26 protein-coding genes are annotated in these 25,449 nt (G+C 55.6%); 8 read left to right on the top strand and 18 right to left on the bottom strand.

The window, feature by feature from the left end:
* Window positions 1-3: 3 nt before the first annotated feature.
* Genes gspF through gspC form a run of 4 tightly spaced genes read right to left on the bottom strand, consistent with a single transcriptional unit; the run spans window position 4 to window position 5,372 of the window.
* Window positions 4-1,212 carry a type II secretion system inner membrane protein GspF gene (gspF, locus tag BFV65_RS06985; protein ID WP_023305783.1) on the bottom strand — a complete coding sequence of 403 codons (1,209 nt, stop codon included), beginning with the start codon at window positions 1,210-1,212 and terminating at the stop codon, window positions 4-6.
* The gene (gspE, locus tag BFV65_RS06980; protein WP_063152061.1) at window positions 1,212-2,690 is read right to left on the bottom strand and encodes a type II secretion system ATPase GspE; all 1,479 of its coding nucleotides are present in this window, start codon (window positions 2,688-2,690) and stop codon (window positions 1,212-1,214) included. The genes gspF and gspE overlap by 1 nt, the downstream gene beginning before the upstream one ends.
* A 14-nt stretch (window positions 2,691-2,704) precedes the next feature.
* The gene (gene gspD, locus BFV65_RS06975) at window positions 2,705-4,627 is read right to left on the bottom strand and encodes a type II secretion system secretin GspD (RefSeq protein WP_069596398.1); all 1,923 of its coding nucleotides are present in this window, start codon (window positions 4,625-4,627) and stop codon (window positions 2,705-2,707) included.
* 13 nt (window positions 4,628-4,640) lie between these two features.
* Entirely contained in the window at window positions 4,641-5,372 is a 732-nt protein-coding gene (gene gspC / locus BFV65_RS06970; RefSeq protein WP_032621712.1) for a type II secretion system protein GspC, read from the bottom strand.
* A gap of 300 nt (window positions 5,373-5,672) precedes the next feature.
* On the opposite strand from gspC, the gene BFV65_RS06965 reads away from it, so the two are divergent.
* Both BFV65_RS06965 and BFV65_RS06960 read left to right on the top strand, forming a co-directional pair.
* Window positions 5,673-7,235, top strand: a complete 1,563-nt coding sequence (locus tag BFV65_RS06965) for an ExeA family protein (protein WP_063150540.1) — start codon at window positions 5,673-5,675, stop codon at window positions 7,233-7,235.
* The gene (locus BFV65_RS06960; protein WP_069596397.1) at window positions 7,235-7,867 is read left to right on the top strand and encodes a type II secretion system protein GspB, cryptic system variant; all 633 of its coding nucleotides are present in this window, start codon (window positions 7,235-7,237) and stop codon (window positions 7,865-7,867) included. Before BFV65_RS06965 ends, BFV65_RS06960 begins: the two co-directional genes overlap by 1 nt.
* A gap of 3 nt (window positions 7,868-7,870) precedes the next feature.
* Here the strand turns inward: BFV65_RS06960 and BFV65_RS06955 are convergent, their stop codons facing one another.
* From BFV65_RS06955 to BFV65_RS06945, 3 genes are all read right to left on the bottom strand, one after another.
* On the bottom strand, window positions 7,871-8,494 hold the full coding sequence (locus BFV65_RS06955; protein WP_022647582.1) for a helix-turn-helix domain-containing protein: 624 nt from the start codon (window positions 8,492-8,494) through the stop codon (window positions 7,871-7,873).
* A gap of 261 nt (window positions 8,495-8,755) precedes the next feature.
* Window positions 8,756-9,586: an N-acetylmuramoyl-L-alanine amidase gene (locus tag BFV65_RS06950; RefSeq protein ID WP_063163408.1), complete on the bottom strand. Its 831-nt coding sequence runs from the start codon at window positions 9,584-9,586 to the stop codon at window positions 8,756-8,758.
* Entirely contained in the window at window positions 9,583-9,906 is a 324-nt protein-coding gene (locus tag BFV65_RS06945; protein ID WP_003858361.1) for a heavy metal-binding domain-containing protein, read from the bottom strand. The genes BFV65_RS06950 and BFV65_RS06945 overlap by 4 nt, the downstream gene beginning before the upstream one ends.
* Before the next feature lie 97 nt (window positions 9,907-10,003).
* On the opposite strand from BFV65_RS06945, the gene BFV65_RS06940 reads away from it, so the two are divergent.
* From BFV65_RS06940 to artJ, 6 genes are all read left to right on the top strand, one after another.
* Window positions 10,004-10,522 (top strand): lipoprotein, encoded by a 519-nt coding sequence (locus BFV65_RS06940; protein WP_022647580.1) that lies wholly within the window; start codon window positions 10,004-10,006, stop codon window positions 10,520-10,522.
* A gap of 226 nt (window positions 10,523-10,748) precedes the next feature.
* Window positions 10,749-11,477, top strand: a complete 729-nt coding sequence (artP, locus tag BFV65_RS06935; RefSeq protein ID WP_006809439.1) for an arginine ABC transporter ATP-binding protein ArtP — start codon at window positions 10,749-10,751, stop codon at window positions 11,475-11,477.
* An 18-nt stretch (window positions 11,478-11,495) separates the two neighbouring features.
* Entirely contained in the window at window positions 11,496-12,227 is a 732-nt protein-coding gene (artI, locus tag BFV65_RS06930; RefSeq protein WP_006174322.1) for an arginine ABC transporter substrate-binding protein ArtI, read from the top strand.
* Window positions 12,228-12,233: 6 nt separating this feature from the next.
* Window positions 12,234-12,950, top strand: coding sequence for an arginine ABC transporter permease ArtQ (gene artQ, locus BFV65_RS06925; RefSeq protein ID WP_003858367.1), 717 nt, complete (start codon window positions 12,234-12,236; stop codon window positions 12,948-12,950).
* Window positions 12,950-13,618, top strand: a complete 669-nt coding sequence (gene artM, locus BFV65_RS06920) for an arginine ABC transporter permease ArtM (RefSeq protein ID WP_022647579.1) — start codon at window positions 12,950-12,952, stop codon at window positions 13,616-13,618. The genes artQ and artM overlap by 1 nt, the downstream gene beginning before the upstream one ends.
* A gap of 173 nt (window positions 13,619-13,791) precedes the next feature.
* Entirely contained in the window at window positions 13,792-14,523 is a 732-nt protein-coding gene (gene artJ / locus BFV65_RS06915) for an arginine ABC transporter substrate-binding protein ArtJ (RefSeq protein WP_015571008.1), read from the top strand.
* A gap of 75 nt (window positions 14,524-14,598) precedes the next feature.
* Here artJ and BFV65_RS06910 read toward each other — a convergent pair whose 3' ends face one another.
* From BFV65_RS06910 to nfsA, 11 genes are all read right to left on the bottom strand, one after another.
* Window positions 14,599-16,068 (bottom strand): sensor histidine kinase, encoded by a 1,470-nt coding sequence (locus tag BFV65_RS06910; RefSeq protein ID WP_023299687.1) that lies wholly within the window; start codon window positions 16,066-16,068, stop codon window positions 14,599-14,601.
* The gene (locus tag BFV65_RS06905) at window positions 16,052-16,759 is read right to left on the bottom strand and encodes a response regulator transcription factor (RefSeq protein WP_023299686.1); all 708 of its coding nucleotides are present in this window, start codon (window positions 16,757-16,759) and stop codon (window positions 16,052-16,054) included. The genes BFV65_RS06910 and BFV65_RS06905 overlap by 17 nt, the downstream gene beginning before the upstream one ends.
* 72 nt (window positions 16,760-16,831) lie before the next feature.
* Window positions 16,832-17,959, bottom strand: a complete 1,128-nt coding sequence (gene rlmC / locus BFV65_RS06895) for a 23S rRNA (uracil(747)-C(5))-methyltransferase RlmC (protein ID WP_069596396.1) — start codon at window positions 17,957-17,959, stop codon at window positions 16,832-16,834.
* A 40-nt stretch (window positions 17,960-17,999) separates the two neighbouring features.
* The gene (locus tag BFV65_RS06890) at window positions 18,000-18,497 is read right to left on the bottom strand and encodes a YbjO family protein (RefSeq protein WP_087878582.1); all 498 of its coding nucleotides are present in this window, start codon (window positions 18,495-18,497) and stop codon (window positions 18,000-18,002) included.
* 42 nt (window positions 18,498-18,539) lie between these two features.
* Window positions 18,540-19,385: a putrescine ABC transporter permease PotI gene (gene potI, locus BFV65_RS06885; protein ID WP_022647574.1), complete on the bottom strand. Its 846-nt coding sequence runs from the start codon at window positions 19,383-19,385 to the stop codon at window positions 18,540-18,542.
* Complete coding sequence (potH, locus tag BFV65_RS06880) at window positions 19,382-20,335, bottom strand: putrescine ABC transporter permease PotH (protein WP_022647573.1); 954 nt, start codon at window positions 20,333-20,335, stop codon at window positions 19,382-19,384. The genes potI and potH overlap by 4 nt, the downstream gene beginning before the upstream one ends.
* A gap of 9 nt (window positions 20,336-20,344) precedes the next feature.
* Entirely contained in the window at window positions 20,345-21,478 is a 1,134-nt protein-coding gene (gene potG / locus BFV65_RS06875) for a putrescine ABC transporter ATP-binding subunit PotG (RefSeq protein ID WP_006809449.1), read from the bottom strand.
* 143 nt (window positions 21,479-21,621) lie between these two features.
* A complete protein-coding gene (potF, locus tag BFV65_RS06870; protein WP_022647572.1) occupies window positions 21,622-22,734 on the bottom strand; it encodes a spermidine/putrescine ABC transporter substrate-binding protein PotF in 1,113 nt (370 codons plus the stop codon).
* A 350-nt stretch (window positions 22,735-23,084) separates the two neighbouring features.
* Complete coding sequence (locus tag BFV65_RS06865; protein WP_022647571.1) at window positions 23,085-23,561, bottom strand: YbjN domain-containing protein; 477 nt, start codon at window positions 23,559-23,561, stop codon at window positions 23,085-23,087.
* Window positions 23,562-23,624: 63 nt separating this feature from the next.
* On the bottom strand, window positions 23,625-24,527 hold the full coding sequence (gene rimK, locus BFV65_RS06860; RefSeq protein ID WP_032621711.1) for a 30S ribosomal protein S6--L-glutamate ligase: 903 nt from the start codon (window positions 24,525-24,527) through the stop codon (window positions 23,625-23,627).
* A 64-nt stretch (window positions 24,528-24,591) separates the two neighbouring features.
* Window positions 24,592-25,314, bottom strand: coding sequence for a nitroreductase NfsA (nfsA, locus tag BFV65_RS06855; protein ID WP_023299683.1), 723 nt, complete (start codon window positions 25,312-25,314; stop codon window positions 24,592-24,594).
* Window positions 25,315-25,449: the final 135 nt, after the last annotated feature.

The following is a 25,449-nucleotide window of genomic DNA, read 5'->3' as shown; positions in this document are numbered from 1 at the left end:
GATTTAACCTACCATATTATTAAGTTGCAGAAGCGGTTGTAATATTGAAAGAACGATGAATAAAACAATCGTCGCCATGGATACCACCAGCGCCGGTTCAAATACCGACAGCGTTAATGTAATTCGATGCTGTAATGCCGATTCCTGATTTTCCGCCGCGCGATCCATTAAATTACCTAATTCCCCGCTCTCTTCACCGGAGGCAATCATATACAGCATGGTTGGCGGGAATAATTTCGCCTGTTCCAGCGCCGCATACAGCGACGCCCCCTGACGTACGGTATCGGCGGCCTGCTCAAGCACCTGCCGGGCATAGAGATTTTCAATACCGTCCATCGCGATATACATCCCCTCCAGCAGCGGCACGCTGCTGGCCTGCAAAATGCTCAGGGTACGGATATAGCGGGCGCTGTTGATGGCGCACACCAGCTTTTTAATCGGCGAGCCGTTCACCAGCCAGCTGTGCCAGCGAAAACGGTTTTTCACGTTTCGCACCCAGGTTTTGAAGCCGACGAACGCCCCCGCCAGGCTGCCGACAATATAGATACCCCAGGCTTGCAGGAAATCACTTACCGCAATCAGCGTCCGGGTGGTGATCGGCAGTTGCTGTTTCATGTGGGTAAACTGCTCAATCACCTGCGGCACCACCGCCACCAGCAGAATGCCGATCACCGCGATAGCGACCACGGTGAGGGTAATCGGGTAGACCATCGCCTGTGTCAGCTTGCTTTTCATCTTCTGGCGCTGCTCGTTGTACTCCGCCAGCTTCTCCAGCACGTCGCCCAGGTGGCCGGTCTTTTCACCGGCCATCACCAGCGTGCAGTAAAGTTTGTCGAAGGTGCGTGGAAACTGGCTAAAGGCGTCGAACAGCGTATGCCCCTCGACCACCTTCTCGCGGATCTCCACCACCATCGCCGCCAGCTTTTTATCTTCCGTCTGCTTAGAGATCGCCTTCAGCGCACTTTCCAGCGGCAGCGCGGCGTTCACCAGCGTCGAAAGCTGACGGGTAAACATCGACAGCACCGGGGTAGAGAGCTTCGCCCCGGTTTTCGCTTTCCCGCCTGTCGCCGTTTCGCGGGTTTCGGTGATACTCACGGGCATCAGCTTTTGCTCGCGAAGCCACTGGCGAACCTGCTTCTGTCCCTCGGCCTGTAACGTCCCGCGCTGGGTTTTTCCCGCGGCACTCGTCGCCGTCCAGGCGTAGAAAGCCATTACGCATCCCCCCCACGCTCGGCGGTGACGCGCATGACTTCTTCCAGAGACGTCACGCCGCTAATCACCTTCAGCAGCCCGTTTTCACGCAGGCTGTAGGCCTGCTTAAAGAGCTGCGTTTCTATGGACATTTCGTCCTTATCTTCATGGATGGCGCGGCGCATGGTACTGTCCACCACCAGAAACTCATGAATACCGGCGCGGCCCTGATAGCCGCTCTGACGGCAGTGTTCACACCCTACCGCGCGATAAATTGCTTTTGGCGGCGCGTCCATAAAGCTGAACAACGCTTTTTCATTGGCATCCAGCGGACTGGTGGTCCGGCAGTGCGTACACAGCCGACGCACCAGACGCTGGGCAATGACACCGAGCAGCGATGAACCGATTAAAAACGACTCCAGCCCCATATCCCGCAGACGGGTTATCGCCCCTGCGGCACTGTTGGTATGCAGCGTCGACATCACCAGGTGACCGGTCAGCGACGCCTGCACCGCGATCTGGGCGGTCTCACCGTCGCGAATTTCCCCGATCATCACCACGTCCGGATCCTGACGCAGAATCGCGCGCAGCCCGCGGGCAAAGGTCATGTCCACGCGCGGGTTAACCTGCGTCTGCCCCACGCCTTCCAGCTCGTATTCGATCGGGTCTTCCACGGTCAGAATGTTGCGCTCGTGACCGTTCAGCGCCGAAAGAATGGCGTACAGCGTGGTACTTTTACCGGAACCCGTCGGGCCGGTAACGAGGATGATCCCGTGCGGGCGGTCAATCAGCCCTTTCAGCTTCTCCAGCTCTTCATCAATCAGCCCAAGCTTGTTGATGTCGGGCTTGAGATTGCTTTTATCGAGCAGGCGCATGACCACGCGCTCGCCGTACTGAGACGGAATGGTCGACACACGCACGTCGATGGCCTTACGGCCAATGCGCAGGGAGATACGTCCATCCTGGGGGAGACGTTTCTCGGCGATGTCGAGTTTCGACATCACCTTAATACGCGACACCAGCAGCGGCGCGAGCTTACGCGCCGGTTGCAACACCGGGCGCAGCACGCCGTCAACGCGGAAGCGGATGCTCAGCGTGCGCTCGAAGGTTTCGATATGAATATCCGACGCGCCGTCCTTCACCGCCTCGCCGAGAATGGCGTTGATCAGGCGGATCACCGGTGAGTTTTCGTCGTTATCGAGCAGATCTTCGTTATCCGGGATCTCCTCGGTTAAGGCCATCAGATCGATATCCGCGTCCATGTCGTCCACCAGTTGCTGCGACACGCCGCTGCTCTGCTGCCAGATTTTGGCCAGCATCTCGTCAAACGCTTCCGGCGTCACAGTGACGGGGATGAAAGCACGGCCCAGCACCCGGCGCACCTCCAGCAGAGCATGCGCAGGAGTGTCGTCCCGGATATAGACATCATTGTTGTAAAACAGAACGCCGTTATCTTTTGCGTAGTTGCTGCTACACAGTGTTTTACTCAGTTCGTCCACGTTACCCCTCCGCGCTATTCTTTAAACGGATTGCGCGTGGCGCTGGTTTTCACCGGTGCGGCGCCAGTGCTTGCAGAGGGAAACGCGGGCAGGACGGCGTTGTCAGTCGGCTCAACAATACCGAGCTTTTTCTCCTCCACTCGCTGCATCTGGCGCACCCGGATCTGGTCATATTTCTCTTTCGAGGCCGCGCTGTAGTTGTCGTCGTCACGCAGGACGGTGGTATGAATAAACACCATCAGGTTGCGTTTGGAAGTATCCTGCGAGGTGTAGCGGAACAGCTGACCGACCAGCGGGATATCGCCGAGCAGGGGCACTTTGGACACGGACTGTTTGGTCACATTTTCCATCAGACCGCCGAGCACCACCGTCTGACCACTGTGGACCATCACTTCGTTATTAATCGTGCGTGTGTTGAAGGTTGGGCCGAGGCTGGAGTCTTCCGTCGCGCTGTTGTCGACACTCGACACTTCCTGCTCAATCTTCAGATGGATCATGTCGCCATCGTTAATCTGCGGCACAATCTTCAGCTTGGTCCCTACGGTTTTACGCTCAACCGAGTTAAAGACGTTGTCGCCGCTGGTGGTTTGCGAACCGGAAAGCACCGGCACATCCTGACCGACGTTGAACGACGCTTCTTTGTTATCCAGCGTGACCACGCTTGGCGTGGAGAGGATGTCATTTTTGCCGTCAGTGGAAAGCGCGGTCACCAGCGCACCGAAGTCACCGTTAAAGAAGCCGGTCGCAAGGCCAGTGAAACTTGCCCCTTTCATGGTGCCATTTTTAATCTGGCTGATTGGCAGGCCGGTGGAGCCAAACTGCACCCCGCCGTGCTTGCTGGTCCACTGCACGCCAAGATCCAGGCCGTTACCGTCCTGCACTTCGGCAATGATCGCTTCCACCAGCACCTGCGGACGGCGAATATCCAGCTTGTCGATCACTTTCTCGAGGGAGTTCATCACGTTAGGCTGTGCGGTGATCACCAGGGAGTTGGTTGACTCGTCGGCGGTAATATTCAGATCGGTTGAGGCGCTCGCGGATTTCGCTTTGGCCGCACCCGGCTTGTCTTTCAGCTGCTCACCAATCCCGGTGAGAACCGGCACCACTTTGGTGGCGCTGGCATACTTGAGGTAGAAGACGCGGGTATTGCCCTCGTTATTCTGCTCACGATCCAGCTGATGAATAAGGGAACGGGTGCGCGCCCGCGAATCTTCCGCGCCGCTGATCACCAGGCTGTTGGTTTCGTCATCCGCGACGACTTTAGTCGCCAGCTGCGGCGCGTTCTGCCCTTTCTGTTCTTCATTGTTGAGGTTATTCAACATCTCCGAGAGTTCTTTGGCGGACGCAAAGCGCAGCGGGATGATTTCGCGACGCTGGATGCCGTCTTTATCGACGCGCTGCACCAGATCCACCAGCCGGTTCACCACCGAGGCTTTACCGGTTAACAGCAGGACGTTGGACGGCTCAAAGTGGACCACATTCCCGATACCGGTGGCATCGTTGAGCTGACGCAGCAGCGGGGCCAGCTCACGAACAGGCACGTTTTCCATGCGCACCACGCGGGTGATGATCTCGTCACCTTTGCCCGGATTTTTGCTGTCTGCCAGCGGCGCACCGGCGGTACGCGCTACGCTTGAGCGCACCACTTTGACCATGCCGTTGTCCATCGGGATCACCGACAGGCCGTAGAGATCCAGCACGCTCAGAAAGAATTGATAGTACTCATCTTCCGTCAGCACGTTGTAGGTTCGGACCGAGACGGTTCCCTGGACGGACGGATCGACCAGAATGGTTTTATTGAGATTGCGGCCTACCGTATCGATAAACTCGCGAATATCAGTATTTTTAAAACTCGCGCTAAAGTTAGCTGCAAGCAGCGAACTGGAATATAACGACAATGCGGTCAGCGCCACGCACGCCCAGGGAATTTTTTTCATGTCTGCACACTTTTTAATTGTTTAGAACATTAATCCGAATATTTTCAAGGTGAGCGTGACGTCGTACGATGACCTCCGCTTCTTTCATTTTTGACCAGTTGGCAATAATGCTTTTCGCTTTTGCTTCATCGGTCATATCGACAGAGTTAACCTGAACCGCCACATCGCCTTTTTCCAGACCTGACTGGCTGTAAAAGGCGGAGGCATTCCTTGGGTTTATCCTGTAGCCTTCCAGTCGGCCCTTTTCAATTATGGGTTTTAATACCAGATAATCATCAAGATGCACACTCTCTGCGCCAACATCTTTTGTCGATTTCGTTACCGGGCCGCTATCCACGCCACCCTTAAAATAGTCCGGTTTATTTAATGCCAGAACCTGCGTAGTACCTTCATAATTAACCACCACATTATCTTTGTTTATTTCCTGAATAAATGCGTCGTTAAATCCAGAGAGAGGTTCACCCTCACGGTAGCTTCTCTGACCGCCTGGCGTTTTGATGACAGCAAAGGAGAGCCAGGCGTCATCGCTGTTCACAATACCTTCGATTTCAGCTGCCAGCGGGGCTTTCACCGCACCCGGTAAGATTTCCTGACGCACGGCTGCCGTAAAAAGCGAAAAGGATTTCTCTTCGCGCGTTTTTTTCAGCGGCTGTTGATCGGCATTAGCCAACTTATTCATAACTTTTTTATAATCTTTAAAGGTGAGATACCCTTGCTGGCCGCAAAAGATCAGCAGCACAAACATAATACAAGGCGTTATCCACCGTGAAAGAAATGAGAACCTCATTTTTTATCCGGCCTATAGCAAAGCAAAAATAAGCAGCGTCATACTGCGCCAATATGGATGAAAATAGTAATAAGCTGGTGCAAATGCGACCACTGACTTCGCCGCTAACTTTCATAAAGAAAAATATTGACCGTATAAAATCCAAATGTTAGACGCTGCCAGCAGGATATTTTTACCCTGTTTGCAAATTGACCGTTCAGGGGCGTTACCTTACTTTCTGATGCTGTTGCTATTCCTAATCAGAGACGGTAAGTCGTTATGTATCAGAGCCACTTTAATTTTAAAAATCCGCCATTCAGATCGATCGCCCGTTTATCCGGGGATTTTCTGGTGCCTTATCATCAGGATGTGTTCAACCTGTTGAAAGAGAAAACCCAGCAGGCGGGAATTATCGGGCTCTTTTGCGACGACGCCCCGCTTCTGGGTCACTTCAGCGATGCGCTAAAAACCCGCCACAGTAACGTCCTTGTTATCAATGCGTTTCCCAAACTGAGTGCCAGTAGCCTGCTGTACAAGCTCAATCCGGTAACGAAAGAGAGCAAGAATCGCCTGCAGGCGGTGGATGCCATCCTGCGCCAGTGGCACGAGGGAAAAGCGAAAACCAGAGTGCTGGTGATTTCACACGCCGAAGCCATGAAAGAGAGCTGCCGTGAAGTCCTGGGTACGCTGCTCACGCGAGCCCAGGAGCTGAACTTCCGGCTCTCCGTGGTGCTGACGGGCACTGCGGATCAGGAAATCCTGCTTAAGCAACCTGAACTGCGCGAATATACACACACTCGTCATGTCCTGCGCCCCCTGACCTGCCGCGAATTCCTGGGCTATGTGCAGGCGCAATGCGAAGAACACGGCTGTGAAAATTCGCCGTTAACGCCGGCCCGCGTGCGCAAAATGCACACGTTGACCAAAGGCAACATCAGCAAACTTAACGAACTGGCGCACCTGTCAATGCTCGCTGCCTGGACGGAACGCGCGTCGCAGGTCAGCCCGCGTCATTTACGCCTGGCGGCGGGAGAGATCCTGCCCGCGAAAAAACACGGTAAGCGTCTGGCAACCGTGGGGCTGTTCGCATCGGTGCTGTTTGCCGCCTGCGGCTGGTATTTAACCTCGTCCATCAGCGGGCATCTTCCCATCCAGCTGCCGGTCCCCGTCAGTTGGAAACAGCCGACGCGAAAAACGGAGGCGCCCGTGGTGCCGGTTATCGACAATGAAATGGTTAATCAGCCGGATGCGATGCACCAGCTCTATCTGATGTGGGGATATGACGCCTCGGCCGAAGATGCGCTGTGCCAGAATGCCGCTAAAGTGAACCTGATGTGTAAACAGGGGAACGCGTCGCCGGAGACGCTGGCGCAGGAAGGGTATCCGTGGGTCAGTGAACTGAAAACCAGCGGTCACCTTAACTATGCGGTGGTCGCCAGGGTCGGAGATACATCAATTGACCTGTTAATGAATAACCGGACCTGGCAGGTGAGCCGCAGCTGGTTTAACCGGCATGCGACCGGCAACTTCACCCAGTTGCACCGCCTGACACCGGAAGGAAAAGACGCGATCGGCGCGGCCAGCGACAGCAAAGACATGGCCTGGCTCGATCAGCAGTTAAGCATCGCGCTGAACCAGCCCGAAACGCATGCCCGGATCTGGACCGCAGAGATGATGAAACGCACCCGTGAGTTTCAGCAAAAAATGCATCTGCACGTGGATGGCATCCCCGGCGAAGAAACGCTGATGCAGCTGATGCGCGTAACCAACAGCACGCCGAGCGTACTGATTCAGGCCACCCGCACTACCCCGGACGCAAAAATGCAGGAGAAGAAAGCCTAATGTCGACCATCTGCCTTGCGGCCCAGCGCAGCTATACAACCGGGGAAGCGGTCTGGTTTTCGTACCGCCTCCCCAGCCTGAAAAACGTTTTCGGCAAAACAGCATTATGGATGGTCGGCCTTTGCGCCATGCTGGTTGTCGGCCTGTATATGCATGTCTACTGGAACATGCGCCACCCGGCGCCTGAACCAGTCAACGCCAGCGTTGCCAAACCGGAAACCCAGCTTTCGGAGATGCACTACGTGTATGTGAGTAAACCGTTCCCACATCCGCAGCCTAAAGCTGCGCCAGTGCCTGTTGATGTTCCACCGATGCAGGATCTGCCGATCATCAGTGATGATGCCGACTGGCAGCAGGCGCCCGACGGCGCGGTGCCGCAAGAACCCTCGCGGGATACCCTACCCGGAACTGAGGCGCATGAGCACGATACCGCCCCCGCCAGCACGAGCAGTGAAGAGTCATCATTAACGGAATTATTTAAACAGGCATTAAAAGAGCAGGAGCAGGATTATTCTCAAGGAAAAATTCCCGCACCGCCGGTTGACGAAACGCAGGATAATTCACAAGCAAGTGTTAAAAACAGTGAAAACAGCCGTTCCCCTTTCAATGATAAAGGAGACCGGCGGGAGTAGGCATTAATATTTTTCAGGCAGTGCTGTGAGGTTAAGCAGTCGACCTTTTTCCACCACAATATATTGACCTTTTTTCAGATCGGAGAGGATTTTAATAATGGTGCTACGTGCCAGGTTAGTGTATTCCTGAATGTAATCGTAAACGTTAATATCACGCTGATGCTGTACAATCAGGTCGTTGATCTCATATAAAAATTCGCGAACAACAGAATATGCGCTGCGAGCGACCAGAATATCATCGCGCTTGCTCATCAGGCATATGTACCAGGAAAGCACTTTTGTCAGTTCAGGCCACAGGTTTTTCTCGGTCATCAGCTGGGCGAAGACCTCTTTCTTGATCGAGCGAACAACCGTATTCGACCGAACAAGGCCGTACATATGGGTGGCGTTGTAATACATCGACGACAGGCCGAAAATGCATTGCCCGGTAACGGTGAACAAGCACAGTTCGTCAGAGTCACGTCGAAATTCGACTTCGCCGCTGACAATAATATGAATTAAACCGGAATCAGCAGTGGAAATCTTCTGCCATTTTTTTAACGTTCTTTCTTCAACGCATGAGGTTGCAGAAATAATCTTTTCCATTTCATGTTGCGGACGTAATTTTTTTCCATAGATGCTTAACATTGTTATACCCGTTTTAAGATGTGATTTTAAAATAACATGGCAACGGCATTCATACCGAACCATAAATATTTTCCTGATGAAAAACTCAAGAATAAAAAAAAGAGTGAAGTTTTTTATTCGCTAAATTGCTTAGCGTGCTATGTGTCCATCTTAAATCCGAATAATTTTAAGTCAATTAACTAAAAATGAAATGAGATTGTACTTAGGATTAATCTAATAGAAACTTGCGGAAATATACTCATTTGGGGGTAAGCCAAAGGTTTACCCCTGCCCGTATTTCTCTAAAAGTGCTTCGGCAATCGCCATGGTTTCAACATCCGCTACGCCATTCCATAACTGCGGACGGAAATGCATCTGGAACACCATGATGATGCGTTTTTGCTGTGCAGGCGTGCTGTTTTCTGGCACCTCGTAACCGTAGCGCGCCAGCACATCGAGCAATGCTGCGGTATCAACCTGCTGATAATGCGGTCGCCCGTTGATATAAAAATTCACCCGCGCCGGTTCGGGCCAGGCTCCGATGCCCTGCTGCGCCAGTTCGCGCCACGGAAACAGCGGGCCAGGGTCGTCTTTACGCTGCGGGGCGATATCCGAATGGGCCACAACGTTCTGCGGTTTAATGTCGTAGCGGGCGATGATGTCTCTGGCAAGCGGGATTAGCGCCGCAATTTGCCCCGGTTCGAAGGGGGTAAAGGTTTTCACACCATCGGTTTTCCGCCAGCCGCGGTTTTCCAGCTCAATGCCGACGGAGGTATCATTTATGCGGTTGGTCCCACGCCAAAAGCTAATACCTGCATGCCAGGCCAGCTCGCTCTCCGGCACCAGCTGCCAGATACGCGGTTTGCCCTGCGGAGCTGGGGGCTTTGCGGGGATGAGATAGTGAGAGCTGACGTTTTTATCGGTTAAGGTCGCAAGCGAGGTGTCGAAATCATCGGCGGTGTAATGGATCACCAGCACCTTTATGCGCGGGTAGGCCGCCTGCGCCTGATGGCGCGTATCAAGTTCGTACGCGCCTTTATCAACAATGCCCTCTTCCGAGGCGCATCCTGCCAGCAACAATGCCAGCAGGAGGGTTGAGAGCGAACGCTTCATCGACGGGTTTTCACCGCCGTGCCGCTTACGCTCACCATCAGCATGCTGGCATCTTTCCCGACCGTTTCGTAGTCGATATCAATGCCCACCACCGCATCCGCGCCCAGCGCTTTGGCCTGCTCGCCCAGCTCCTTAAACGCAATGTCACGCGCTTTACGCAGTTCTTTCTCGTAGGCACCGGAGCGCCCGCCGACGATATCCCGAATGCCGGCAAAGAAGTCCCGGAAGATGTTGGCGCCCAGAATCGCCTCACCGGTGACCACGCCGCAGTACTCGGTAATGGGTTGACCTTCCAGGGTTGGTGTTGTTGAAAATTGCATACTTCCTCTCCGTCTTTAGCGTTCAATGCGTTAGCAACTGCATTATCGGTTCGTTACGCTATGATTGAAAGGATAGTTAATAAATAAGGAAATCAACATGCGCTACTCTGCTTTAACGCTTTTAGTGCCCTGCGCGCTGGTGCTCAGCGCCTGCACTACGCCGGTCACGCCAGCCTTTAAGGATATCGGTTCCCGCAGCGGCCCCTGCATTGAGGGCGGCCCGGACGCCGTGGCGCAACAGTTCTATGATTATCGCATTCAGCATCGCGGTAATGACCTCACCGCCCTGCGCCCGTACCTGAGCGATAATCTGGCGAAACTGCTTAATGACGCCTCGCGCGATCCGCAGCAAAACGCGCTGCTTTCATCCGATCCGTTCTCCAGCCGCGCCACGCTGCCGGACAGCGCCGACGTCGCCAGCGCGTCCACCATTCCGAATACCGACGCACGGAATATTCCTCTGCGCGTGAAGCTAACCCAGGGGACGCAAACCTGGCAGGATGAGGTGCTGATGATCCGTGAAGGCCAGTGCTGGGCAATAGATGATGTGCGCTACATTGGCGGCAGCGTTCATGCTCCGGCGGGCACCCTTCGCCAGTCGATTGAGAACCGCTAACGCATACGTTAAATAAACGTTAACCCCGTAAAATGTCCGGCATTTCATGCGGAATGCCGACATTTATTCTCGCCCCCCTTTCCCGTCGCTATTTTGTGCTATGTTTAAGAGGAAACACGGGTTATATTTAACTTTTAACGCAGAAATATTGCATAACTATTCTGTCAACGGTACTATCTGCGGCCTCAATTGCTATAGATTGCCTGGATGAGTAAAGACTGCCCCGATGAGTATTAAACTAAACGGCATTAACTGCTTCTACGGCGCACACCAGGCGCTGTTCGACATTACGCTGAGCTGCCCGGAGGGCGAAACGCTGGTTTTGCTCGGCCCAAGCGGCGCGGGAAAAAGCTCCCTTCTGCGTGTTTTAAATCTGCTTGAAATGCCCCGTTCGGGAACGCTGGCCATCGCCGGTAACCATTTTGACTTCGCGAAAACCCCTTCTGATAAAGCGATTCGTGAACTGCGTCAAAACGTGGGCATGGTTTTCCAGCAATATAATCTCTGGCCGCATCTGACGGTGGTGCAAAACCTGATTGAAGCCCCGTGCCGCGTGCTTGGCTTAAGCAAAGACCAGGCGATGGCGCGAGCTGAAAAGCTGCTGGAACGTCTGCGTCTGAAACCGTACAGCGACCGTTATCCTCTGCATCTCTCTGGTGGTCAGCAACAGCGTGTGGCAATCGCCCGTGCGCTGATGATGGAGCCAGCGGTGCTGCTGTTCGACGAACCAACCGCAGCGCTGGACCCGGAAATTACTGCCCAGATCGTGAGTATCATTCGTGAACTGGCGGAAACCAACATTACCCAGGTCATCGTGACCCACGAGGTGGAAGTGGCGCGCAAAACCGCCAGCCGCGTGGTCTACATGGAAAACGGGTATATCGTTGAGCAAGGTGATGCGAGCTGCTTCACCAACCCGCAAACCGATGCCTTCAAAAACTACTTATCACACTGATGTGTTAGGGAAATTATAATGAAAAAAGTATTGATTGCCGCGCTGCTTGCTAGCGTCAGCCTTTCCGCTACCGCAGCCCAGACCATCCGTTTCGCCACTGAAGCGTCCTACCCTCCGTTTGAATCCATTGATGCGAACAACAAGATTGTTGGCTTCGACGTGGACCTGGCAAATGCCCTGTGTAAAGAGATCGACGCGACCTGTACCTTCAGCAACCAGGCGTTCGACAGCCTGATCCCCAGCCTGAAGTTCCGCCGTATCGACGCCGTGATGGCCGGTATGGACATCACTCCGGAACGTGAAAAGCAGGTTCTGTTCACCACCCCTTACTACGACAACTCGGCGCTGTTCATTGGTCAGAAAGGTAAATACGCCTCCGTTGACCTGCTGAAAGGCAAGAAAGTCGGCGTGCAGAACGGCACCACGCACCAGAAATTCATCATGGATAAGCACCCGGAAATCACCACCGTGCCGTATGACAGCTACCAGAATGCGAAGCTGGACCTGCAAAACGGCCGTATCGATGCGGTGTTCGGGGACACGGCTGTCGTGACTGAATGGCTGAAAGCGAACGACAAGCTGGCCGCCGTGGGTGACAAGGTGACAGATAAAGACTACTTCGGTACAGGTCTGGGTATTGCCGTACGTCAGGGCAACACCGAGCTGCAGCAGAAATTCAACGCTGCGCTGGAAAAAGTGAAGAAAGACGGCACCTACGAAACCATCTACAAAAAATGGTTCCAGAAGTAATTCCTGATGAATGAAATTTTTCCTTTAGCAAGCGCCGCCGGGATGACCGTCGGCCTTGCCGTTTGTGCACTGATTATCGGCCTCGTACTGGCGATGTTCTTTGCGGTGTGGGAGTCCGTTAAGTGGCGCCCTGTCGCATGGCTCGGTTCAGCGCTGGTAACTGTGCTGCGTGGACTGCCGGAGATTCTGGTGGTCCTGTTTATCTATTTCGGCTCCTCACAGCTGCTGTTAACGCTGTCGGACGGCTTTACGATTAATCTCGGCTTTGCGCAGATCCCGGTGCAAATGCAGATTGAGAACTTCGACGTCAGCCCGTTCCTGTGCGGCGTAATTGCGCTCTCCCTGCTCTATTCGGCCTATGCGTCACAAACGCTGCGCGGCGCGCTGAAAGCGGTACCGCAGGGACAGTGGGAATCCGGTCAGGCGCTGGGCCTGTCGAAAGCGGCGATCTTCTTCCGCCTGGTGATGCCGCAGATGTGGCGTCATGCCCTGCCAGGGCTGGGTAACCAGTGGCTGGTACTGCTGAAAGATACCGCGCTGGTGAGCCTGATCAGCGTGAACGATTTGATGCTGCAAACCAAAAGTATCGCCACCCGTACGCAGGAGCCATTTACCTGGTACATCGTCGCGGCGGCTATCTACCTGGTGATCACGTTGCTGAGCCAGTACGTTCTGAAGCGTATTGATCTGCGCGCGACGCGTTTTGAACGGAGACCAGGCTGATGCTGGATTATTTACCCGAACTGATGAAAGGGCTGCACACCAGCCTGACGCTGACCGTTGCGTCTATCATCGTAGCGCTGATCCTGGCGCTGTTCTTCACCATCGTCCTGACGCTGAAAACGCCGGTGCTGGTGTGGATTGTCCGTGGCTACATTACGCTCTTTACCGGTACGCCGCTGCTGGTGCAGATCTTCCTGATTTACTACGGTCCAGGGCAGTTCCCGTCGTTACAGGAATATCCGGTTATCTGGCATTTGCTCTCTGAGCCATGGCTCTGCGCCCTGATAGCTCTCTCACTGAACAGCGCGGCCTATACCACGCAGCTGTTTTACGGCGCGATCCGCGCGATCCCGGAAGGCCAGTGGCAGTCCTGCGGTGCGCTGGGCATGAGCAAGAAGGACACGCTGGCGATCCTGCTGCCATACGCCTTTAAGCGTGCGCTCTCTTCCTATTCCAATGAAGTCGTTCTGGTGTTCAAAAGCACCTCTCTGGCCTACACCATCACCCTGATGGAAGTGATGGGCCACGGGCAGCTGCTGTACGGACGTACCTACGACGTGATGGTGTTCGGTGCGGCGGGTCTGGTCTATCTGGTGGTCAACGGTCTGCTGACGCTGATGATGCGTCTTATCGAGCGTAAGGCGCTGGCGTTTGAGCGCAGGAATTAATCACGCCAATGCATAAAACGGTATTGATTGAGCGGGTAACCTGATGGGTTATCCGCTTTTTTTTGCAACAAAGGTAATATTTAATCATTTTTATTGCATATAAATTCAGTAGATGGCATTGTATATCCAGGCCGCAGACACGGCGCATAAATAAGACAGACGGGAGCATTACAATGAAAAAGTTAGTTCTGGCCGCATTACTCGCAACCTTCGCCGCAGGCGCATCCGCCGCAGATAAAATCAATTTTGGCGTTTCTGCCACCTATCCGCCGTTTGAATCGCTGGATGCCAGCAACCAGATCGTCGGCTTTGACATTGACCTGGCGAAAGCGCTGTGCAAGCAGATGCAGGCCGACTGCACCTTTACTAACCACGCGTTTGACAGCCTGATCCCGTCCCTGAAATTTAAAAAATACGATGCGGTGATCTCCGGCATGGATATCACCCCAGAGCGCAGCAAGCAGGTCGCGTTCACCGACCCGTACTACGCGAACTCTGCGGTAGTGATTGCGAAGAAAGGGGCTTATAAGTCTTTCGACGAACTGAAAGGCAAGCGCATCGGCATGGAAAACGGCACCACGCACCAGAAATATCTCCAGGACAAGCATCCTGAAGTGAAAACCGTGGCCTATGACAGCTACCAGAACGCAATTATCGACCTGAAAAATGGCCGTATCGATGGCGTATTTGGCGACACCGCGGTCGTGAATGAGTGGCTGAAAACCAACCCGCAGCTGGGTACAGCGACGGAGAAAGTGACCGATCCGCAGTACTTTGGTACCGGCCTCGGCATCGCGGTACGTCCGGATAACAAAGCCCTGCTGGAAAAACTGAACGGCGCGCTGAAAGCGATCAAAGCTGACGGCACATACCAGAAAATCAGCGAGCAGTGGTTCCCGCAGTAATCTCTTTTTGCCGGGTGGTCTGGCCTACGGGGGTGGTCTGTAGGCCGGGAAAGCGCAGCGCCACCCGGCAATTTCTCATAGCGGCACAAAGAACCTGAACCGCGCCCCGCTCACGGACTCCATCAGCCTGATCCCGCCACCGTGCAGCTCCAGCATTCTCTTCACGATTAACAGCCCTAATCCCCCACGGTTCTCCCGCGACGCCTGAGGATTTAACGCTGAAGGCCGCTGGAACAAATCGTCGCGCAGCGAGGCATCTACGCCCGTACCATTGTCTGCCACTTCGACCTGAAGTCGTTCATTCTCCTGCCAGACCGCCAGACGAATTTCTCCGCCGCTCGGCGTATGACGGATGGCGTTATCCAGAAGATTAGTGACCACGCGCTCGATCATCGACACGTCGGCGTTCACCAGCGGCAATCGCCCCGGCACATCAATGCGCAGGTTCACCTCGCGCGTGCGGGCGGTAAGTTCAAACTTCTGCGCCACGTCGGAAATCAGTTCAGCCATGGCAAAACGCTCGCGCTGGGGCTTGATGCCGCCGTGCTCAAGACGCGCCAGCTCGAACAGCTGCTGCGACAGATGGCGTACCTTTTGCCCCTGACGCAGCGCGGTAGCGAGGTACTGCTGATGCTCCTGCGGCGACAGCGTGGCGGATTTCAGCGACAGCGTTTCCAGATAACCCAGCAGCGACGTCAACGGGGTGCGTAAGTCGTGCGAAATGTTGGCGATAAACTCCCGGCGCTGGCGGTCGCTGTCGGCCAGCCGATCCCACTGAGAGGTGATTTTGCGCGCCAGCTCGATAAAGGTATTGCGCAGGATCGCCACTTCATCCTGGCCGGCAGGCTCGAGCGGCTGGGCCGCCAGCTGCTTAATCGCGCTGATGCTGTCCTGCTCCAGCCCGGCCACGTCCAGCGTGAGCTGTTTAACCGGGCGCGTCACCCAGTACCAGAGCAGCAGCCCCGCCAGCAGACCAAACAGCGCCACCAGCAGCATCGACCACAGCGCCGTACTCCAGAGCGCTTTGTGCCAGGCCATCTCCGCCAGCGCGTTGGACTCCTCCCCCTGCAAAATAATGTACAGATACCCCTTCAGCTCACCGTCCTGCCGCAGCGGGGTGGCGCTGAAGACTTTCTTATTCTGGCTTCGGGGATCGTCGCCAAACACCGGCATCACCGTCCCGCTCAGGAAATTCTGTATCGGCGCGAGGTCAATTTTTTGCCGCTGAATGTGCCCCGGCGGGGCGGCATCGGCCAGGATATCGCCATCAGGCGAGACAACATACAGCTCGACGCTCGGATTAAAGGTCATCAGCCGGTCGAACAGCGGCTTTAAGGCGCTGCGATCCACCCTGCCCTGCGTATCCAGAATCGCTTCCCGCTGCGCAATCTGCTGCGCCAGCCCGCCGGAGAGACGCTGCACCATCGCATTGCCGTACTGCATGCTAACGTAGAGCTGCACCGCACAGGCGACGGTGGCGCAGAGCAACAGTAACACCGTAAACAGCAGCGTCAGGCGCTGGCTCAGGCTAAAGCGACGCATCATGATTCTGCTCCGCAAATTTGTAGCCTTTGCCCCAGACGGTGCGAACGATCTCCGGCTCGGCGGCATCTTTCTCTATTTTGATGCGCAGGCGGTTAATATGGGTGTTGACGGTGTGTTCGTAGCCTTCGTGCTGATACCCCCACACCTGCTCCAGCAATGCCAGCCGTGAAAAGACCTCTCCGGGATGGCGGGCAAAAAAATAGAGCAGTTCAAATTCACGCGGGGTGAGATCGACGTGTTGACCATTAAGACGCACGGTGCGCGCCAGCGGATCGATAGTCAGACCGTGCGCCTGAATAATGCCGTCCGTCTGCGCCTGGCCCATCGCCTGCTGTCGGCGGAACAGCGCCTTAATGCGGGCAATCAGCTCCTGCACCGAGAAAGGTTTTGCCAGATAATCATCCGCCCCGGTTTCCAGGCCGGTAATACGGTCAGTTTCACTGCTGCGGGCGCTAATGATGATAATGGGCAGGTAGCGGGTCATCTGGCGGATACGGCGGCAAATCTCCAGACCATCAACATTCGGCAGCATCAGATCGAGGATCACCGCGTCCCACGGCTGTTTTTCCAGAAGCGGTAACGCCTTTCCCCCGTCCGGCTCGTGGGTAATGGCGTAGCCTTCATCTTCCAGGTTAAGACGCAGGAGTGCAGCGATATCGTGGTCGTCTTCTACCAGCAGGATCTGCTTCATGGGTAAGCCTTCAATCATTTGTTATGGCGTAAGCTTACCTGATTTCGAGCGGGGGAAGAGTTCACATTTTGTTTAAGATTTCACGAGCAACGTCAGCACTTCGTAATGCGCAGTGTGCGGGAACATATCAAAGAGCTGAACGCGCGCAATGCGGTAGCCCGGCAGGCTGGCGATATCCTTCACCATGGACTGCGCGTTACAGCTGGAGTAGACGATGTACTCCGGCGCCATCTGGCTCAGGTAGTCGCAGAGCGCCTGGCCGATACCCCGGCGCGGCGGGTTCACCAGCACCAGCTCCGGCACGTTGCCCTGGCCGGTGGCGAACCGGGTCGAGTCCAGCGCCTGGAAGTGCAGATTCGTCAGCCCCAGCTCCGCGGCGGACTGTTTCGCGCAGGCGATGGCCTCCGCAGAAATTTCAATCCCGGTGAGCTGCATGTCTGGCGTGGCACAGTGCAGGCCAAAGCCGCCGACGCCGCAGAACAGATCCCACATGTGATGAACCTGTAACGCACGCACCCAGTCGCGCGCGGTCGCGTACAGCGCGCTGGCGACGGTGGGGTTAGTCTGGAAGAAGCTTTGCGGACGGATCCACAGCGGCACGCCGTTGAAATTCTCCGCCAGCGCATGCTGTTCGGTGAAGAAAATCTCTTTCTCTCCTTCCATGATCGCCATATGCACCGGCTGAATATTAGCGGTAATGACCTTGAGCTGCGGAAGCTGTTCCTGCAGCCACGGCAACACCGCGCGAAGCTGCTCCAGTTTGGTTTCCGAACGCAGCACAAAGCGCAGCATCATCCCGCCGTCGATTTGGCTTTCGGTCAGCAGAAGGTACTTAAGCTCGCCGCGCCTGCGGGCAACGTTATAGGGCGTTAACCCCGCGCGGGCGATAAAGGGTTTCAGGGCGGTAAACACCGGCTCAAACGAGGCGGGATACAGCGGACAGCCGGTGAGATCGACGGGCGTGCCGTCACGGTGCAGCATGCCCAGCAGCGGCTTTTCGACGCTGCCGCTGACCACCATTTTGGCTTTATTACGAAAGCCCTGCTCCGGCCCGCTGACGGGTGCGCACCACTCGCCCACCGCGTGTGCTGCCAGCAGCTGTTGCAGGTCGACCATTTTGGCGGTGAGTTGTTGAGGGACCGGCTGTTCTATCCACTGACAGGAGCGGCAGCGTCCGGCGTCATAGAGTGCGCACTGCATATGAAAACCTTAAGAATCACGAGGGCTGCGATTATACACATTATTGCAGGCGGAAGAACCGCCGACTGGAGGCGGGAACATAGAGCAGGCAGAGCACCAGCATGTCCGGCAATTTTTGCATCACTAAGGAATGGAAAATCTCGCGGCGGGAGCCGCCGGGAATGCTGAACAGCTCCGGATAGCCATAGCCCAGCGAGGCGGCCCACAGATAGCTGGCGGCGGTGATCTGCGTAAGAAAATATACCCAGCGCGCCCAGTTGCGCCCCTTTACCAGCGAGAACGCACAGTAGATCTCAATAAACACCAGCATCAGGCTGCTGAGAAACACCAGCGTCAGATTCCACGTCTGCGCGCTGCGGTGAATGAACTCCCCCATGCCTCGCGGGCCCAGCGTGTTCATAATCATCAGCACATCCAGGCAGCGGATCATAATAATGGCGAGCGCCGCCACCTGCACCAGCGCAGGGACGTTCGGACGGGCGTGCGAATGACGTGTTTTTTGCAAGAATCCCAATGTTTTTACTTCCCTGAAAAACAGTGCCGCGTCATACGCGGCACATCACTGGAAATAATAATTCCTTCAGCCGCGTCTTGCACGCTGGATATCGCGCACGCGCTGCTTTTCCGCGCGCGCCATCAAATACCAGGCGATAAATCCGACAATTCCGACCACCCCGAGGATGATGGAGGCCAGGGCATTAATCTCCGGATTCACCCCCATGCGCACGCTGGAGAAGACCAGCATCGGCAGCGTCGTCGCGCCCGGCCCCGACACAAAGCTGGCGATAACCAGATCGTCGAGCGAGAGCGTGAACGCCAGCAGCCAGCCGGAGATCACCGCCGGCATAATCATCGGCAGCGTAATGATGAAAAAGACCTTCAGCGGCGTGGCGCCGAGATCCATCGCCGCCTCTTCAATGGAGCGATCCAGCTCGCGCAGCCGCGAGGAGATGACCACCGCCACATACGCCGTACAGAAGGTGACGTGCGCCAGCCAGATGGTGAGCATCCCGCGATCCGCTGGCCAGCCGATGGCGTGCGCCAGCGCGACAAACAGCAGGAGCAGCGACAGACCCGTGATGACGTCCGGCATGACCAGCGGGGCGGTGATCATAAACGCAAAACCATTTGCTCCGCGAAAACGGCCGAAGCGCACCATCACCAGCGCGGCAATCGTGCCCAGCACGCAGGCCATCGTCGCCGCCAGCGCCGCAATGGTCAGGCTCAGCCCCACCGCACTCATCATCGCATCATCGTGGAACAGCTCGCTGTACCAGCGCGTCGACCAGCCCGCCCAGACGGTGACCAGCTTAGAGCTGTTGAACGAGTAGATCACCAGCATCAGCATCGGCGCATACAGGAAGGTAAAGCCGATAATCAGGATCAGAATTCGCCACGGGGAGCGTACTACCGGTAAGTTGTTCATCCGTGGTCTCCCATCTGTTTCTGCTGATGTTTGTGGAACCACATGATCGGCACGATCAGCAGCAGTAACATGACAATCGCCACCGCCGAGGCCACCGGCCAGTCGCGATTATTGAAGAACTCCTGCCACAGCACGCGGCCAATCATGATGCTGTCCGGGCCGCCGAGCAGTTCGGGGATCACAAACTCCCCGACCGCCGGGATAAACACCAGCATCGATCCGGCGATGATCCCGCCTTTTGTGAGCGGCACAATGACGCTGAAGAACGTCTTCAACGGGCGTGCGCCGAGATCCAGCGAGGCTTCCACCAGCGAGTAATCGATTCGCGTCAGCGCCGTATAGATTGGCAGCACCATAAACGGCAGATAGGCATAGACAATCCCGATATACACCGCAAGGTTGGTATGCAGGATCGTCAGCGGCTGGTCGATCACCCCAAGCCACAGCAGGAAGTTATTCAGTATGCCGTTATTCTTCAGGATCCCCATCCACGCGTACACGCGGATCAGGAACGATGTCCACGACGGTAAAATGACCAACAGCAGTAAAATATTTCGCGTCGACGGCTTGCTGTGCGCCACTGCCCACGCCAGCGGGTAGCCCATCAACAAGCAGCAGATCGTTGAGATCGCCGCAACCTGTAACGACTGTAAATAGGCTTCGAAATAGAGCGGATCCTCAGTCAGTTGCAGGAAATTCCCAAGGTTTAAGGTCAGCGTCAGTTGCCCGTCGGCCCACTCCCACAAATCGGTATACGGCGGGATCGCCCGCGCCATCTCCGCCAGGCTGATCTTAAAGACGATCAGGAACGGCAGCAGAAACAGCAGGATCAGCCAGATATAGGGCATGGCGATGACCAGCTTGCGGCCATGCGCCATCTGCACGCGCGCCAGCCAGTGCGAGAAACCGCCCGGTTTTTTGACGCGGGCTGGAGGTTCAAGTGTGCTCATGACCGCTCCTTATACCGTCAGGACTACGCAACTGTCCGCATCCCAGCACAGGCTCACTTCGTCGCCCCAGGTTGGCTGTCCCTTGCGATACCGGTGTTCGTTCTGTAACTGGGCGCTGAGCATCTGCCCGCTTTTCAGGCGGACATGGTAAATCGACAGATCGCCGAGATAGGCAATGTGTACCACTTCGCCCACGGCAAAGTTATAGCCATCGGCGGGCGGCTCATCGCAAAGCATGATTTTTTCCGGGCGCAGGGCAACGTAAACCGGCACGTTGTCCACCACGGAATTATCAGAATCAACCTTAAGCGGGTGCACCAGCCCCGGCGATTCAATCACCAGACCGTCTTCCTGGCGTTCCTTCAGCAGCCCTTCGAAGACGTTTACCGAGCCGATGAACTCCGCGCTGTAGCGGGTTGTCGGGTGTTCGTAAATCTCCTCCGGCTCGCCTATCTGCACGAACTTACCGCGATTCATGATCGCAATGCGCCCGGCCATGGTCATCGCCTCTTCCTGGTCGTGCGTCACCATCACGCAGGTCACCCCTACGCGCTCAAGGATATCTACCACTTCCAGCTGCATCCGGTCGCGCAGCTTTTTATCCAGCGCGCCCATCGGCTCGTCGAGCAGGAGTAATTTTGGACGCTTCGCCAGACTTCTTGCCAGCGCCACGCGCTGACGCTGGCCGCCGGAAAGCTGATGCGGCTTACGCTTCGCGAACTCCTGCATGTGCACCAGGCTCAGCATCTCCGCCACGCGCGCGGTGATTTCGGCTTTCGGCAGTTTGTCCTGCTTCAGGCCGAAGGCGATGTTCTGCTCGACGGTCATGTGCGGGAACAGGGCATAGGACTGGAACATCATGTTAATGGGCCGCTGGTACGGCGGCACGCTGGAGAGGTCTACCCCATCCAGCACGATCTGCCCGGCGGTAGGTTGTTCAAACCCGGCCAGCATACGCAGCAGGGTCGATTTACCGCAGCCGGATGCGCCGAGCAAAGCAAATATTTCACCTTTGTAGATCGTCAGGCTGACATCGTCCACGGCATGCTGGCCGTCGAAGGATTTGGTGAGGTTACGAATTTCAAGAAGCGGGGTCAGCGCTTTACGGACTTTCGCCTGCGGGCGGGGGATCGCGTCATTCACGGGGTGCTCTCCGGCATAGATCAACACTGGTGCAAACGCACCGTCAGGGTGCGTATCGCCGGGCGGCGCTAACGCTTGCCCGGCCTACGGGATTTGTCGGCCCGGTAAGCGACAGCGCCACCGGGCAACGATATCAAACGCCGTTACTTACCGCTTTTCACCTTCGTCCACGCGCGGGTACGCACACGGTCAATTTTCGGTTCCTGCACTTTCAGGGTGAAGAGCTTGGCAAACACATCGGCTGGCGGGTAGATCGCCGGATTATTGCGGATTTCTTCGCTCACCAGCGGCACGGAGGCCTTGTTACCGTTGGCGTAGTAGACGTGGTCGCTGATGTGGGCAATCACTTCCGGACGCATCAGGTAGTTGAGGAACTGATACGCTTCCTCTTTGTTTTTCGCATCAGCCGGCATCGCGAAGACGTCGAAGAACGCCAGCGCCCCCTCCTTCGGAATGAAGTAGGAAACATTCACACCGTTTTTCGCCTCTTTCGCACGGTTCGCTGCCTGCCAGACGTCACCCGCCCAGCCGATGGCCACGCAGATATCTCCGTTAGCCAGGTCGTTGATGTACTGAGAGGAGTGGAAGTAGCGAATATTCGGACGCAGCTTCAATAGCAGGTCGGTCGCCGGACCGGTGTAGTCGTCGGCCTTGCTGCTGTTTGGATCTTTGCCGAGATAGTTAAGCACGGTGGCGAAAATCTCTTCCGGCGCATCGAGGAAAGAGACGCCGCAGCTTTTCAGCTTCTCGAGATTTTCCGGCTTCAGCACCACGTCCCAGCTGTCCAGTTTGACGTCCGGGCCCAGCGCCGCTTTGACTTTATCCACGTTAAAGCCAATACCCGTGGTCGCCCACAGGTAAGGCATGGCGTATTTGTTGTCCGGATCATGCTTCGCCACCAGCTTCAGCACTTCCGGATCGAGGTTTTTCCAGTTCGATAACTTGTTCTTGTCCAGCGGCTGGAAGACACCGGCGGTCAGCTGACGCTCCAGGAAGCTTGCAGAGGGCACCACCAGGTCGAAACCGGTACTGCCCGCCATCAGTTTGCCTTCCAGTACTTCGTTGGAATCGAATACGTCGTAGACAACCTTAATGCCGGTCTCTTTTTCAAAATTCGCGACGGTGTCCGGCGCAATATAGTCAGACCAGTTATAGACGTGCAGCGTTTTTTGTTCCGCAGCGAGCGTGCCGGCAGAGACGGCCATCAGAGCACCCGCAACCAGACCCGATAACCATTTTTTATTCAAGGCGATCATATTGTTATTCCTTCTGAAAGCTCGTTAACAAACGAACCAAAACTGTGCAGCCTGAAGATATGCAATATTCATGCATAGTTTGTCGCTCTGCCCGAAATAAAATATACCCCTCTTCCCGGCAGGTTCCGCTCGCTTTTTTAAGCACCGCAAGAATAACTGTAGCCCGTGTCTCCGGCTATAGCCCAGACGAAAAAACGCCTTTTATCAATTTTTTATGCAGATTATGTCTACGTGATAAGCCGAAACGGCCCGAGAGGAGGTGAAAAATTCTTTAAAGAAAGGTTAAAAGCAGCAGAAAAAGCGGTGTTATGCAGCCGCTCTGGTAGCGACTGCGCAAAAGTCAGACAGGCTTAGTGGAGAAAATTGGAAGATGCATCATTATTCTCGGCATCATCTTCCGCGCTATACAGCAGGTGATGTGCGTTGGCTTCCATCATTACCATGGAAATTTGCTCTTCGCTCAGGCGCATAAACCAGGCGAACTGTTTGAAGGAGAGCCCCGCGCCGGAGAATAAAGACTGGCAAACCACCAGCTTCGGCAGATTATCATCCTGTATGTCGAGAAACGCTTTCACCGTCAAAGAACTGGCGTTAATCGCTGACAGATCGGATGCCAGTGCAAGCAGCGCTGAAGGCTTCACTTCAGCCAGCGCCGAGAACAGGATCACGTCGTTAATCAGATCGATTTTGGCATCAAAAATACCATCGAAATTTTGCATGTGAGGCAGATGCAGCGCCTGGCAGGAGTCGCATTCGAAAAAAGTAATACCGGCATCATCGAGCCATTGACGTAACGTATCCAGTGTAGGTACGACCTGTAAATCCATCGCTGTGCAGCCTCTTAAATAAAAACGTTGTCCAGCTTACGCAAAAAGTGCGCGCCGATCCATTTAACCGCCCGTTTTCAGGCAAAATCCCGGCGTCGCATGGCGTTCAATCCATGCGATCATTTTACCTGCAATATCGACGCCTGTGGTTTTTTCCACCCCTTCCAGCCCCGGCGAGGCGTTAACTTCCATCACCAGCGGCCCGCGGTCGGCACGCAGCAGATCGACCCCCGCCACGTCCAGGCCCAGCGTCTGCGCCGCTTTCACCGCAATCTCGCGCTCGCGCTCGCTGATAAGGGCCACCCGCGCGATACCACCGCGGTGCAGGTTAGAGCGGAAGTCGCCCTCTTTCGCCTGCCGCTCTATGGCGGCAACCACTTCATCGCCCACCACAAAGCAGCGGATGTCGCACCCTTTGGCCTCTTTAATATACTCCTGCACCAGAATATGGGCATTCAGACCGCGAAAGGCGTCAATCACGCTTTCCGCCGCCTGACGCGTCTCCGCCAGTACCACCCCAATACCCTGCGTGCCTTCCACCAGCTTAATGACCAGCGGCGCACCGCCCACCATGTCGATTAAATCGCTGGTGTCGTCCGGGGAGTGAGCAATCCCGGTGACGGGCAGATCGATCCCCTGGCGCGCCAGCAGTTGCAGCGAGCGCAGCTTATCGCGGGCGCGTGAGATCGCCACGGATTCATTGAGCGGATAGCTTCCCAGCATTTCAAACTGGCGCAGCGCGGCCGTGCCGTAATAGGTGATCTGGGAGCCAATGCGGGGAATTACCGCATCAAAATGCGGGAGTTTGCGGCCTTTGTAATGAATCGACGACGCCGCAGGGTCGATGTTCATATAGCAGGACATCGGATCGAGGATCTCAACCTGATGTCCGCGTTTCGCCGCCGCTTCTCGCAGGCGTTTACATGAATAGAGCGTTCCATCCCGGGACAATATGGCAATTTTCACCCTGCACCTCTCTAAAGACATGGGAAAAGCCTGCCTATCATACACGAGGCGCAGGAGGAAGGGACTATCGCGTTGCCCAGCCCTGTTTGTGCAGGTAATCAAGAATGAACGGGCGGTTTTCTTTAATGATGGTGCGACGAATATGGTCGCTCCAGGTGTCGCGGCGGTTGTTGCTGTCGCGCGTCAGATAGTAGTTCGCCAGCTCTTCATCGTATTGATGCAGAACGTCCTGATCGACCGGCTGGTAGTGGTTTTCATGCACCAGCATCGCAGCAGGAATACGCGGCTTCAGATCCGGGTTATCCGCCGGCCAGCCGAGGCACAGACCAAACAGCGGCAGCACGTGTTTCGGCAGCTTCAGCAGTTGCGTCACGCTTTCGATGTTATTACGCAGCCCGCCGATATAGACGCCGCCAAGCCCCAGCGATTCCGCCGCCGTGAACGCGTTTTGCGCCATCAATGCCGTATCCACCACGCCCAGCAGCAGCTGTTCCGCCAGCCCCAGCTCCGCCTCAGGACAGATTTGCAGGTGACGGTTAAAATCGGCGCAGAACACCCAGAACTCAGCCGCCTGGGCAACGTGCTTTTGTCCGCCCGTCAGCGTTACCAGCTGCTCACGCATCGCCGGATCGGTGATGCGGATAATGGAGCTGCACTGCAAAAAGCTGGAGCTGGAGGTGCCTCTTGCGCTGTCGATGATCGCGTCCCGCTGCGCCTGGGTGATCGGCTCATCGGTGAAATGGCGAATGGAACGGTGGGAACGAAGCAGGTCAATGGTTGGCGTCATTTTGTCTCTCTTTGTATTGCGTAAAACGTATGGCAGCCAGTATAGGCAATGATCCACCTGATGTAATTGGCGAAACATAGCCTGACTGTATCAAAGTGACAGGTGAAACCTTCTTTCCATGACGGCAGGTTATCG

Source organism: Enterobacter hormaechei subsp. hoffmannii, assembly GCF_001729745.1.
Classification (GTDB): domain Bacteria; phylum Pseudomonadota; class Gammaproteobacteria; order Enterobacterales; family Enterobacteriaceae; genus Enterobacter; species Enterobacter intestinihominis.
This window is presented reverse-complemented; position numbering and strand designations above follow the sequence as displayed.